General features: G+C 74.9%; 9 protein-coding genes. 4 read left to right on the top strand and 5 right to left on the bottom strand.

Annotated features, from left to right (window positions below):
- Positions 1–14: 14 nt before the first annotated feature.
- Both ACIBF7_RS34535 and ACIBF7_RS34530 read right to left on the bottom strand, forming a co-directional pair.
- A complete protein-coding gene (locus tag ACIBF7_RS34535) occupies positions 15–908 on the bottom strand; it encodes a 5'-3' exonuclease H3TH domain-containing protein (protein ID WP_219545779.1) in 894 nt (297 codons plus the stop codon).
- Complete coding sequence (locus ACIBF7_RS34530; RefSeq protein WP_397199027.1) at positions 908–2080, bottom strand: PP2C family protein-serine/threonine phosphatase; 1173 nt, start codon at positions 2078–2080, stop codon at positions 908–910. The genes ACIBF7_RS34535 and ACIBF7_RS34530 overlap by 1 nt, the downstream gene beginning before the upstream one ends.
- Before the next feature lie 130 nt (positions 2081–2210).
- Here ACIBF7_RS34530 and ACIBF7_RS34525 point away from each other — a divergent pair, with 130 nt between their 5' ends.
- From ACIBF7_RS34525 to ACIBF7_RS34510, 4 genes are all read left to right on the top strand, one after another.
- Positions 2211–3320, top strand: coding sequence for a Xaa-Pro peptidase family protein (locus tag ACIBF7_RS34525; RefSeq protein WP_364230725.1), 1110 nt, complete (start codon positions 2211–2213; stop codon positions 3318–3320).
- A gap of 201 nt (positions 3321–3521) precedes the next feature.
- The gene (locus ACIBF7_RS34520; RefSeq protein WP_397199026.1) at positions 3522–6608 is read left to right on the top strand and encodes a hypothetical protein; all 3087 of its coding nucleotides are present in this window, start codon (positions 3522–3524) and stop codon (positions 6606–6608) included.
- Positions 6609–6683: 75 nt separating this feature from the next.
- Positions 6684–6863, top strand: coding sequence for a hypothetical protein (locus tag ACIBF7_RS34515; protein ID WP_397199025.1), 180 nt, complete (start codon positions 6684–6686; stop codon positions 6861–6863).
- Positions 6864–6941: 78 nt separating this feature from the next.
- A complete protein-coding gene (locus ACIBF7_RS34510; RefSeq protein WP_397199024.1) occupies positions 6942–9761 on the top strand; it encodes an AAA family ATPase in 2820 nt (939 codons plus the stop codon).
- Between the two features lie 229 nt (positions 9762–9990).
- Here the strand turns inward: ACIBF7_RS34510 and ACIBF7_RS34505 are convergent, their stop codons facing one another.
- The 3 genes from ACIBF7_RS34505 to ACIBF7_RS34495 form a co-directional block, all read right to left on the bottom strand.
- The gene (locus ACIBF7_RS34505) at positions 9991–10437 is read right to left on the bottom strand and encodes a hypothetical protein (protein WP_187281145.1); all 447 of its coding nucleotides are present in this window, start codon (positions 10435–10437) and stop codon (positions 9991–9993) included.
- Positions 10434–11042 (bottom strand): RNA polymerase sigma factor, encoded by a 609-nt coding sequence (locus tag ACIBF7_RS34500; protein ID WP_219545710.1) that lies wholly within the window; start codon positions 11040–11042, stop codon positions 10434–10436. The genes ACIBF7_RS34505 and ACIBF7_RS34500 overlap by 4 nt, the downstream gene beginning before the upstream one ends.
- Before the next feature lie 71 nt (positions 11043–11113).
- Positions 11114–12457 (bottom strand): S8/S53 family peptidase, encoded by a 1344-nt coding sequence (locus ACIBF7_RS34495; RefSeq protein WP_271280487.1) that lies wholly within the window; start codon positions 12455–12457, stop codon positions 11114–11116.
- Positions 12458–12555: the final 98 nt, after the last annotated feature.

Below are 12555 nucleotides of genomic sequence, written 5' to 3'. Positions count from 1 at the left end.
GATTCTCGTGCGCCCTAGCGGTTCAGCACGTCCAGCAACCTGTTGAGCGGCCCGTCGAGCCCGTAACGGTCGGCCAGCGCCACCAGCGCCTCCGGGTCGCGCGGCTTGGCAGGCAGCGTCAGGTCGGCGTCGGGCAGCGGCGCGTCGTGCGCGACCTTGACCACGACCGGCGCGGCCTCCAGATAGTCGCGCGCGGCGGCCAGCTTGTTGCGCGCGCCCGCGGGGAACCCCTCGGCGCCGCCCCCGTCGAGCGCCTCCAGCATCGCCGCCAGCGAGCCGAACCGGGTGACCAGCGCCGCCGCCGTCTTCTCGCCCACACCCGGGACACCCGGCAGACCGTCGCTCGGGTCGCCGCGGAGCGTCGCGAAGTCGGCGTAGCCGCGGCCCGGGATGCCGTACTTGGCGCTCACCCACGCCTCGTCCACCAGCTGCAGGTTGCGCACCCCGCGCGCGGTGTAGAGGACCCGCACCGGGCGGGCGTCGTCGACGAGCTGGAACAGGTCGCGGTCGCCGGTCACGATGTCCACCGCGCCGGGCGCCCGGTACGTGAGCGTGCCGATGACGTCGTCGGCCTCGTAACCCGGCGACTGCGGCCGGGGGATGCCGAGCGCGTCCAGCACCTGCTCGATCACCGCGATCTGCGGCACCAGCGCCTCCGGCACCTCCTCGACGTCGCCGTGGGCGACCCTGTGGGCCTTGTACGAGGGCAGCGCCGCCACCCGGAAGGCGGGCCGCCAGTCGGCGTCCATGGTGGCCGCCAGCCCGGTGGGGGAGTGGCCGCGCACCAGCGTGGCCATCATGTCGATCAGCCCACGCACCGCGTTCACCGGCATGCCGTCGGGCGCGGTGATCGTCTCAGGGATGCCGTAGAAGGCGCGGAAGTAGAGCGAGGGAGTGTCCAGAAGCATCAGCACGTGCCCAGTATGCCCACCGCCAGCAGACACGCGTCGTCTTCCGGGTTCGGGCCGCCGATGTCCTCCAGCAGCCGGTCCAGGCCTTCGTCCAGGTCGCGGCCCGGCAGCTTGCACGCCGCCGTCATCACCAGGTCCAGGCCCTCGTCGATGTCGCGGGTACGCCGCTCCACCAGCCCGTCGGTGAACATCAGCACCAGGTCGCCGCCCCGCAGCCGGGTCGTGGCGAGCTGGTAGGGCACCTCGCCGGTGGCGCCCAGCAGGATGCCGCGCGGCGGGGCGAGCCTGCTGGCCACGCCGTCGCGCACCAGCACCGGCGCCAGGTTGCCCGCCTGCCCCCAGGTGAACACCCGGGTGGCCGCGTCCAGATGGCCGATGATCGCCGTCGCGGTGGTGTCGGCCAGGCGGTGCAGCACCAGGTCGTTCAGCCAGGTCAGCAGCTGGTTCGGCGGCTCGCCCGTCATCGTCAGCCCGACCAGGGCGTGGCGGAGCTGGGCCATGTGCGCGATCGCCGGCAGGCCGTGGCCGGACACGTCGCCGATGGCCAGCAGCGCCCGCCCGTCGGGCAGGGCCGCCGCCTCGAACCAGTCGCCGCCCAGGCTCGCCGTCTTCTCCGCGGGCACGTACCGTACCGCGATCCTGGTGTGCGGCAGGTCCAGGCAGCCGACCGGCTCCGGCAGGATCGCCTCGCGCAGCGCCAGCATCACGTGCCGCTCCTCGGCGGCCTGCACCCGCGCCTCCAGAAGCTGGCGGCGCGACTCCGACATGATGCGTTCGGCGCGGCGGCGGCCCGTGATGTCCTGGATTACCCCGTGCACGCCGGTGGGCCCGCCGGGCGCCATCAGCGGCTCCAGGACCATGCGCAGATTGCGCACGTCACCGTCGGCACGGCGGACGCGGAACTCGGCCTGGACCGGCTCCACGCCCTGCGTCACCGTCCACAGCAGCTCGTCCAGTGCGGCCAGGTCGGCGGGCTCGACGTAGGCGGCCAGGTTTGCCAGAGGCAGCGGGCCCTGCGCCGGGTCCCTGCCGAAGATCGCGTACACCTGCTCGGACCAGACGATGCCGCCGGTGCGCAGGTTCCACTCCGCCCAGCCCATGTTGCCCAGCCGCTGGGCGTGCGCCAGGCGGGCGGCGAGCAGCTCGATGTCGCCGTCGAGCATGCTCATCGGGACCTCCGGCCGGTGTGGGAACGGGACATTTGACATCACAGTACGTGATGATGCACGTGCGCTGTGTGTCTGGGGAATGGGGTGTGGTGAGAGCTTTTCGCGGATTTTAGGCGAGTACATTAAGCCTGTGACGTCCTCAGACTTGTATCCCGTGTCCCGCCTGGCCGCCGTGCGGGAGGCCACCGCCAAGGCCGGTGTCGACGCCCTGCTGCTCACGCCGGGCCCCGACCTGCGCTACGTCAGCGGCTACGACGCCAAGCCGCTGGAGCGGCTGACCTGCCTGGTGGTGCCCGCCGCGGCCGACCCGTACATGATGGTGCCGAGGCTGGAGCTGCCGGCCGCGCAGGCGTCGCCCGCCTCCCGGCTCGGCCTGGAGTTCGTGGCCTGGGACGAGACGGACGATCCCTACCGGATCGCCGCCGACCGGCTCGGGCCGGTCGGCAAGGTCGGCGTCGCCGACCGCATGTGGGCGATGGCGTCGCTGCGCTTCCGCGACGTGCTGCCCGACACCGAGCAGGTGCTCGCCGGGAGCGTGCTGCGCGAGCTGCGCATGCGCAAGTCGCCCGCCGAGGTGGCGGCGCTGCGCGAGGCCGGCGAGGCGATCGACGCCGTGCACCGGCAGGTGCCTGGCTTCCTGCGGGCCGGCCGCACCGAGCGGGAGGTGGCGCGCGACATCGCCGAGGCCATCCTCGCCACCGGCCACGCCACCGTCGACTTCACCATCGTCGCCTCCGGGCCCAACGGGGCCAGCCCGCACCACGACGTGTCCGACCGGGTCATCCAGGCCGGCGAGCCGGTCGTGGTCGACATCGGCGGCCAGATGCCCAGCGGCTACTGCTCCGACTCCACCCGCACCTACTGCGTCGGCGAGCCGCCGGCCGACTTCGCCGCCTACTACGAGGTGCTGCGCCGCGCCCAGGACGCGGCCTGCGCGGCCGTCCGCCCCGGGGTGTCGTGCGAGTCGATCGACGCGGCCGCCCGCGACATCATCGCCGAGGCCGGTTACGGCGACCACTTCATCCACCGCACCGGCCACGGCATCGGCGTCGAGGGCCACGAGGACCCGTACATCGTCGCCGGCAACGGCGAGCCGCTGGAGCCCGGCTTCGCCTTCTCCATCGAGCCCGGCATCTACCTGCAGGGGTCACACGGGGCGCGGATCGAGGACATCGTCGTCTGCACCGAATCAGGCGCCGACCGTCTCAACGTCACCACCCGGGAGCTCGTCGTCGTGTGATCGTGTGCTGCCCCGGTGTCGTCAACGTCGTGATGCCGGGGCGCGCGAACCGGCCCGTCGTGGCATACGGGCGGGTGGTGGGCGGCGTGGGGCGGAATGTCGGGGGTGATCGCTAGCGTCCGTGCCATGCCCGTCGCCGTTCCGGCGCATCGTGCGCCTGGGACGCCCCCTGCGCGGGCGTGACCAGGCGGAGGTGCTCAGGTGAACCCGTGGCGGGAGGTCGTCGACCGGATCGAGGACGGGACGCTCGACGAGCTGGTGACGTTCCTGCACGCGCTCAACGACCTCGGCAGGCGAGCCGTCGCCGCGCACCTGCCCTCGTATGTGGCCGAGGTGCGGCGCGAGGGCATGGAGGGCCGCTGGTGGCTGCAGGACCGGGCCCCCAGGTTGCGCGCCGCCGGGGCCGCGTGCCTGAGCGGGGCGGCGCAGGTCGCCGACTGGCTCGACCGCCAGGACCTGCGCCAGGTGCGCGACCCGCGGACCGACGCCGCCCGCATCGTGTCCCTGCTCTTCCCCCGTACGGACGAGTGGCGTGCCGACCTCGCCGTGCGCCTGGTGGAAGGGTTGCGGCCGGTGCGGCGGCGCGGGTTCGACGAACGGGTGCCCAACTGGGAGCTGGCCGCCGCGCTGGTCGAGGCCACCGGCGTCGAGCCACCCGGCAACGACGCCTTCGCCGAGGGCTGGGCGTGGCGGCTGGCCATGGCGGTCTGGATGACACAGGACGTGCCGCCGCTGCTCGACGTCGTGGCGCCCCGCCTGTTCGAGGCAGCCGGGGTGGCCGCCGCGCTCAACTGGAGCGAGGCCCGCAACCACGGCGTCTCCGCGGCGGCACGCCTGGCGGGCATGGCCGCGGACGGGCTGGTCAAGCGGGAGACGATGGTCGACGGCTGTGCCGGCCGGTTCATGGCCGGGGGAGCGCCCGAGGAGGTCGCGCCGTTCGTGACGCTCTGGAGCTGTCTGGCCGTGGACGTCACCGAGATCCCGGTGCTCGACTTCGTCCGCCTGCTGCCGTCGGCGTCCCCGGCGCTGGCGGGGCTGCTGGCCGGGGAGCTGCGCCGGGCCGACGCGGCCGGGCTGCTGGACGACGAGCTGTTCGGCGAGGCCGTGCGGTCGCTGGCCTTCCGCCCGGAGAAGAAGAACGTCGCCGCGGCCCTCTCCTGGATCGCCGACCGAACCACGCCCTCCCGGGCCCCCGCCGCCCTGCACGCCCTCGCCACCGTCTTCACCGAGGACTCCCCCGCACTCCGCGACCGTGCCGCCCGCCTCGCCACCACCCTCGCCCACCAGGCCCTCACCCCCTCCACCCCGGGGTCCCCCGCCGCTCCTCGTCATAAAGCCACGAAGGGCCGCACGTACACACCGGCCACCGAGCAGCCGCAGAAACCGGCGGTTGTGGCAAACGGCGAGAACTTCACGGGGGAGGTGGGCGCCGTCGAGATCCTTTCGAGGGAAGCGAAAGCCGCCAAGAACCTCGTGAGGGATGCGGGACCCTTCGAGACGCTCGTGGGGGAGGTAGGAGACGGCGGGACCCTTACACGCGGAGCGGGAAGAGATGGCCTCGCCAGGAAGGCGCAGGCCACCGAGAACCTTGCGCGCGAAGCGGGAGACGGCAGGACCCTTACGCGCCGAGCGGGAGACGGCCTCGCCAGGAAGGCGCAAGCCACCGAGAACCTCGTGAGGGATGGGCGGGCCGCCGAGAGCCTCGCGGGGGAGGTGGGAGACATCGAGAACGTCGCCGGGGGCGGTGCGTTGGAGGCGGTGGAGGTGGTGCGGGAGGCGGCGGGCGGGCTGCCCATGCGGTGGCGGGAGCGGCTGGGCGCCGTCATCGGGCCGATCCCGGTGCGGGAGGAGGTGGGGCCGGTTCCGCCCGCGCCGGTGCCCGGCGGGCTCGCGCCGCTGCCTCCTCCGATCACGACCCCCGGCGAGGTCGCGTACGAGCTGGGCGCCATGAGCTGGCAGATGGAGCTGCAGCGGGCCGAACGGATCCTCGCCGCGCTCGTGACGCTGGCCCACCGCGACCGCGACGCCCTGGCCGAGGCCCTGCGGCCGTGGCGCCGGACGGCGGCCGAGCGGCAGCCGTACCTGCTGACCGGGCCCCAGCAGGACCTGCAGCGCTTGCTGGCCCGGTGCGCGCTGGCGGTGGTCGCGCCCGGCGAGAGCGGGGTGCCCGACGACATGGTCGCCCAGGACGTGCACTGGAACTACCCGCACCCGCTCCAGCGGTTCCTGGCCCGGCGGCTGAACGAGGTGATCGAGCTGTTCGAGTCGGGCGGGAGCGCGCCCGTGCTGCTGGCCACCCCCACCGAGCCCACCGGCCACGTCGACCCGGTGACGCTGCTGGAGCGCATGGAGTCGCCGGGCGGCGCCGAGCTGCTCGAAGCCGACTTCCACCAGGCCCTGCTGCGCCTGCCGCGGCGGCTCGACCCCGCACTCGCCGAGCGCGCCGACCGGCTCGGGTCCGCGCCCGGACGGGCGCTGGCCCACTGGCTGCGCCGTGGCGGCCTGCCCGATCCCGACGTGACGTGCCAGGTGCGGACGAGGGCGAATCAGTACGGTTCCGCGTCCGTAGAGGTGGACGGCCGGATCGCGGCGCCGCGGGAGATCCCGCCGCCGATCGCCGAGCTGTGGACGCCGTTCGAGGGGACGCGCTACCTGTCGTACCCGCACACGATGGCGGCGTGGCCCGCGATCATGCCGTCGCACCGGGAGGTCGTCGCCGCCCATCTGGCCCGCTTCCTCCCTCAGGGCTTCAGCCGCAGCGACGGGGTCCAGGCGATCGTGGCGGCGCTCGCGCACGCTGACGGGCCCGCAGGCGACGCGGTGGCGGCCGTCGTCACCTTCGGCCTCGGCCACCGCCGGCCTGAGCGGCGCGGCCACGCCGTCGACGCGCTCGTCACGCTGACCACCCGGGGCGAGCTGCCCGCCGCCGCCGTGGGCCGGACCGTCGTCCAGCTCCTCGGCGCGGACGCGGTCAGGCTGGGCGCTCTGACCGAGGCGCTGCAGCAGGCCACGACCGCCGGCGCGTACACGGGGGTGTGGGGTGTTCTCGCCGAAGCTCTGCCCGCGCTGCTGCCCGCGCCGGGCGAGCGGCCCCGCGCCGGTCTGGCGGGCCTGCTGGCCGTCGCCGCCGAGACCGCGGCGTACGCGCGGACGGCAGGCCCCCTGGCGCCCTTGGCCCCGGTGCGGGGACGGCCCGGGATCGAACGGCTGGCCGAGGTGGCCGCCCGCCGGGGAGGCAGCAGGATGGCCGAGGAAGCGCGCCGTCTCCTGGAACTCGTCAGCGGCTGACGGCCGGGCGATCGTGGGGCCGAAGCCGGGGCGGGCAGCCGCGGCTACGCGGCGGGGATCACGCCGGCCGGGGCGGTGCTGGTGTTGTCCGCGGTGCCGCCGTGGCCGGGCGGCGGTTCACGGCCGGCCGCTTCCACACGGCAGCGGGTGGACGACGAGCGCGGCGACGGCCATGACGCCCAGGACGAGCGGCCGGCGCAGCTCGGGCAGGCGGCCTCGTCGCCCAAACGGCAGCCGCTGCCCGCGCGAGTGTGACCGCTGCCACACCGTGATTCAAAGGTGTATCAAATCCGCTCCAACCACCTCTGGGAAAGGCGAGGGAGGGAGGAAGCGATGTTCGTGGGGAGAGAAGCCGAGCTCGACCTGCTACGAGCCGAGCTGCGTCTGTCGGCCGCCGGGCCTGCCCGCAGGGCGGTGGTCGAAGGGCCGGAAGGCATCGGCAAGACCGCTCTCATCCGGCAAGCGCTCGGCGACGCTTCCAAGGTCCGGACGCTCGCCGCCTGCGGCGACGCCGGCGAACGGCACCTGCGGTACGGGATCGTCCGCCAGTTGCTGCCCGACGTGGCGGGGGACGATCCGTGGACCGTCGGCCAGGCCATGTGTGAGGCGATCCGCCGCTCGCAGGCCGACGGGCCCGTGGTCGTGCTGGTGGACGACGCGCAGTGGGCCGACCGGCCGTCGCTGCGCGCGCTCTGCTACACCGTGCGGAGGCTCGGCGGCGAGCGGGTGCTGGTGCTGGTCGCCTGCCGCGACGCCGACGATCCGTGGCTGCCGGTGGGTCTGCGGCGGCTGCTGACCGGCGACGGCGCCTGCCGGATCTCCCTCCAGGGACTCTCGGTCGCGGAACTGGCCAGGCTGCCCGAACGGGCGCCTGAGGGCGCGACCGGGGGACGGCCGCCGAAGGACATGGGGAGTCCTGGAAAGGCGGCCGGTACGAGGCGGCGGCTCCCGGGGGGAGAGAAGAACGGGGAGCCGCCGCCCGGGGAGGAGAGCGGGCGCGCCGGGCCGGCGCTCATGGTGCTGAGCAGGGGACCCGGCGCCACAGGGGCGAGCACGGGCCAGGCGTCCGCCAGGGAGACGCTGCCCCCGCGGGCGGCGGCGCGGCTGCACGCGCACACCCTGGGCAACCCGCTGCACGCCCGCGCGATGCTCGCCGCCTTCCCGGCGTCGGCGCTCGCCGACCCAGGAGTGCGGCTGCCCGCCCCCGTCACGTACGCGGCCACGTTCACGCGGCGGCTGCGATCCTGCGGGCCGAGGGCGCGGGCGCTCATCGCGGCGTGCGCGGTGCTGGGGGACGGCTGCACCCTGTACGAGGCCGCCACGGTGGCCAGGGCGATGGCCGGCACAGCGGCGAGGGCTGGAGCCGACCACTCCCCGGAGACCGGAGCGCGTACGGAGGGAGCGACCGGCGCCCGGACACCGGAGCTGGACGCGCTGGAGAACGCGGTGGAGGCCGGGGTCCTGGTCGAGGAGGCCGGGCGGGCGATCCGGTTCCGGGAACCGCTGGGGAGGGCCGCCGCCTACGACGCTCTCGGAGCCGGGACGCGGGCGCGGCTCCACCTGGCCGCCGCCCGGATCGCCGGCGACACCGGCGCCGAGCTGCGCCACCGGGCCGCCGCTGCGTCCGGCCCCGACGAAGGGCTGGCCGAGGAACTGGCCTGGTACGCGGCCAAGGAGGCGCAGCACGGGCTGTGGCACGAGGCCGCCACCCACCTGGAGCTGGCCGCCGGGCTCACCCACTCCGCCGGAAGGCGCGACGAGCTGCGCACCGCGGCCCTGGAGCACGTGCTGGTCGGCGGCGACGTCGTCCGCGCCGCCCAGCTGGCCGCGTCGCCGAACGCCGACCCGCGCCCCGTGCGCCGCTACGTGCTCGGCAGGCTCGCCCTGGCCGAGGGCCGCCTGGAGGACGCCGGGAGGCTGCTGGAGGAGGCGTGGTCGCACCGGGAGACGCCGTACGCGGCCGACGTCGCCGAGCGGCTCGCGTGGCTGCGCCTGCTCGGCGACGACCGGCCGGAGGCGGCCCGGTGGGCGAGGCTGGCGCTCGACCAGCCGATCCAGAGCCCCGCCGCGCGACCGTACGACGTGCTGGCCCTGGCCGGGGACCCGTGCCCGCAGGCGCCTCCAGGGAGCCTGGCCGAGGCGGTGCGGCTGCTGCGCGAGGACGAGGTCGGCCCGGCCCGCGAGGTGCTCGACCGGGCGGCGGGCGAGCTGGCCGAGGCCGGGCTGCCCTGCCACCGGCTGCTCGCGCTCGCCCTGCTGGCCGTGGCCGAGTACCGCGACGGTCGCTGGGACGACGCGGTCGAGCGGGCCGAGCGGGCCGTGGCCGAGGCCGCAGGGCTGGGGCAGCGGTGGCTGCTGCCGTGCCTGGAGGTGGCGTGCGTGGCGCCGCTGGCCGCCAGGGGCGAGCACGACCGGGCGCTGGCGCACGTCACGGCGGCGCGGGAGGAGGCCGGGCGCCAGCGCAGCGTGCTCGGCGAGACGCAGGCTGATCTGGCCATGGCCGTGCTCGGGGCCGGGGCGGCGCCGCCCACCGCCGGGGACGCGTTCGTGCCCGACCCGCGGCCGCAGCTCGTGGAGACGTTCGTGGCGGAGGGCGCGCTGCAGGAGGCGCAGGTAGTTCTCGACGGCCTGGCCGACGCCGGTGACGGGCCCCGCGCGCGGGCCCAGCGGGCCAGGCTCGAAGGTCTGCTGTTCGCCGCGCGGAACGTTCCAGCCGCCGCCGAGGAACGCTTCACCGCCGCGCTCGAACTCGCGGGCGACGCCGGATGCCGCATGGAGGAGGCACGTGTGCTGCTCGACCTGGGCCGGCTGCTGCGCCGTACCGGAAGGAGGAGGCTGGCGGCCGAGCGGTTGCAGGCCGCGCGGGCGGACTTCGCGGGGCTGGGGGCCAGACCCATGGTCGCGCGGTGCGCGCAGGAACTGGAGGCGTGCGGGCTGGAGCCGGCGGTGACGGCGCGGCTGGGGCTGACGCCGCAGGAGTTCAGCACCGCGACGCTGGTGGCCGACGGGCTGACCAACCGGCAGATCGCCCGCGAGCTGCTCATCAGCGTCAAGACCGTCGAATACCACATCGGGAAGATCTACACCAAGCTCGGCATCGGCTCCAGGGTGGCGCTGGCCGCCCGGTTGGCCGCCTACGGGGAGAACCCCTAGCCGGGTCCTGAGGCGGGAGCCTGCCCGGCTCCCGCACGGTGACGGCCGCGCCGGGAGGAGGGGACCGGCGCGGCCGGCCACGAAGCCGCGTGGCGGCGGGAACGGTGATGCTCATCCAAGGGTCCTGGCGGCATCGCCGGGAACGCCCGCCACGCACGACCGGGTGCGCGCACACAGCGCGCACCCGGTCATCCCCACCGCATGGGGAATCCGCCACCCGATGGACCCGTCAGACGCGGATCCAGGAGGTGACGACGGGCCCGCCCCCGCGCGGGACCACCCGGAGCCGGAGCGGGCCGGGTGCGAGGGCGTCGGCGGTGAAACGGCCCAGCGCGTCGGAACGCACCCGCTGCTCACCGTCGCGGCGCTGCACGCGGATGTCCGTCTCCTCGGCCGGGACCAGCCGCCCCATCAGGCGCGGCCCCGACACCTCCATCTCCACCTCCACCGTCGCCGTGCGGAACGTCAGCAGCCGGGGCGCGCCCGATCCGCGGACCCGCGTCGCCGCCTGCTCGTCCCACGAGTCGAAGGCGAGCAGGGCCAGCTCGGCGTCGAGCGTCCGGAGCGTGAACGCCTGCATGGCGTCCTCCATCAGCTGCGGCGGCACCGGATCCAGCAGGCGCGCGATCACGCGCAGCTCGTTCTCCAGAGCGAGGTCGTCATCCATGTCGTTCACTCGGAACTCCCGGATACTCCGCGTCGTTCCACCAGCGTTCCGAGCCGCTTCAGGCAGCGTCCCCGCATGGGACCGACGCTGCCCACCGCGATGCCCAGGCCGGTGGCGACTTCCTGGTAGGTGGGCTTCGGCGAGGCTATGAGGACGCGCAGCAGGAGCCGGCAGCGCTCCGACAGCTCCTGGAAGGCCGCCCAGACCTCCTGGGCGCGCTCGGCCTCCGCGACCTCCTCCTCGGCTTCCAGCAGCAGCAGCTCGGGCGAGCGCTCGTCCACGTCGAACCCGATCAGCGCGACGTCGCTGACCGGGATGGCCCGGCCGCTGGTGCGGATCACGCGCAGCGCCTCGTTCCTGGCCGTGGCGGCCAGCCAGGCTCCGGCCCGTTCGGGGTCGCGGATCCTGGTGAGATTCTCGGCGAACCGGAACCAGGTGGTCTGCGCGACGTCCTGGGCGTCGGCCGCAACCGGCAGGTAGGCGCGGGAAACCGCCCACACCAGGCCGCTGAAGCGCTGGTAGAGCTCCCTCCAGGCGTCGGCCTCCCCGCCGGCGGCTGCTTTGACGAGGGCTGCGGTGTCGTCCAGCGCGGTGTCTTCCACGGTGTCGTCCAACGTCCTTTTCGGTCCAGGGGCGGAAAGCTCATGATATTTCGTGAGCCGCTCCAGGACAGGAGAACGTCCCGTCACCGCAGGTAACCGCTGAGATCCGGTACGGACAGCCGGCCCGCCACGAGCTGGCGCGCGGCCTGCCGCGACGAGATGCCGGCCTCGGACATCCGGGCCGCGATCAGCCCGGCCACGATCGGGGTGGCGAAGGACGTGCCGCTCCACTGCGCGAGCCCGGTGAACGTGGCCGTGTCACCCGCCTTCATCACCCCCACGCAGGTGCAGCCGGAGTAGAGAGGGGTGTCCGAGTGGCGGCAGGACGCGCAGTGCGGGTAGCCGTAGGTGTACTGGCCGGAGGCGAACGCGTTCACCAGCCGCTCACCCTGCGCGTACACGGTCACCCAGTCGCCGTGGTTGCTGAAACACGCCCTGCCGAGGCCGTCCTCGCGCAGCGCGCCCACCGAAACCACCAGGTCGCCGGAGGCGTTGACCGGCTGCCCGGCGTAGGCGGCGGGCCAGAACGGGTCGGTGCCGCCGTCGTTGCCCGCCGCCGCCACCAGCACCGTCTCCGGGTGCAGCGTCAGCTCGGCCATGAAGTCGGCCAGGCCGAGCAGCGCCGCCGCGTCGCGCGTGCGGGTGCCGGCCGACAGCGACACGATGTCGGGCCAGCCGTGGGCGCCGAGCGTGTCGCGGACGGCCAGCCCCAGCTCGTCCTCCGGCACCGCGCCCGCGTACGGGAACGTCCGGTGGACGCGCACGTCGGCGGCCGGCGCGGTGCAGCGCACCACCCCCGCGACGAACGTGCCGTGCCCGGTGTACGGGCCGATCACGCCGCCGGTGACCTCGTCGGTGACGTCGCCGTCGACGGCCGGGATCGCGGGGTCGCCGGAACCCGCCGCCAGCCACGGGTGGTCGAGGTAGCCGGGCACCAGCCCGGTGTCGAGCACGGTCACCCGCACCCCGGCGCCGGCGTCGCGGGCGCCGGGCGGCGGCCGCAGCGGCCCGGAGGCCGGCACGGGCTCGTCGCCCGGGCACAGGTTGACCCCCGCCACCGAGACCAGGTGGACCGGCGTGGCCCGCATCCGGCGCGCGGTGAGCGTGTCGGCGACCAGCCGGGCGCTGCGGTCGCCCACGTACAGGCGGCGCACCGACACCCGGCCCGCGTCGTGCTCGGGCGGCCACACCACCCGCGGGTCGGCCTCGCCCGGCACCAGGTCCTGGACCATGTTGCCCGCCCGCTCCAGGTCCTGCGCGGGCACCAGGACGTGCCCGTCGAGCTCGGCGTATCCGGGCGCGACCGAGGAGCCGGGCGTGGCGCCCTCCGGCCCGGCGACCGCGCGCAGGCCGTCGGGCAGGGCGGCGTTCACCATCTCCAGCTGAGTCCAGAAGCGGGCGTCGCCACCCGGATCCGGTGTCGTCATCGTCGGTTCCTCCCGGGGAGTGTCGCCTTCGCCGGCGGGAGGCCAGTCCATCAGGCCGCCCCGACACTTATGAGCGCCCGTGCCGACGGTTGATACAC

The sequence above is a fragment of the Nonomuraea sp. NPDC050478 genome (assembly GCF_044458265.1).
In the GTDB taxonomy this organism is placed as follows: domain Bacteria; phylum Actinomycetota; class Actinomycetes; order Streptosporangiales; family Streptosporangiaceae; genus Nonomuraea; species Nonomuraea ferruginea.
The sequence above is the reverse complement of the archived record's forward strand: the minus strand, read 5'-3'. Positions and strand labels throughout refer to the sequence as shown.

What these genes read in the sequence shown, in the direction of transcription:
- ACIBF7_RS34495 (WP_271280487.1), bottom strand. Translation starts at nt 12,457, where the DNA reads ATGACGACACCGGATCCGGGTGGCGACGCCCGCTTCTGGACTCAGCTG.
- ACIBF7_RS34530 (WP_397199027.1), bottom strand. Translation starts at nt 2,080, where the DNA reads ATGAGCATGCTCGACGGCGACATCGAGCTGCTCGCCGCCCGCCTGGCG.
- ACIBF7_RS34510 (WP_397199024.1), top strand. Translation starts at nt 6,942, where the DNA reads ATGTTCGTGGGGAGAGAAGCCGAGCTCGACCTGCTACGAGCCGAGCTG.
- ACIBF7_RS34535 (WP_219545779.1), bottom strand. Translation starts at nt 908, where the DNA reads ATGCTTCTGGACACTCCCTCGCTCTACTTCCGCGCCTTCTACGGCATC.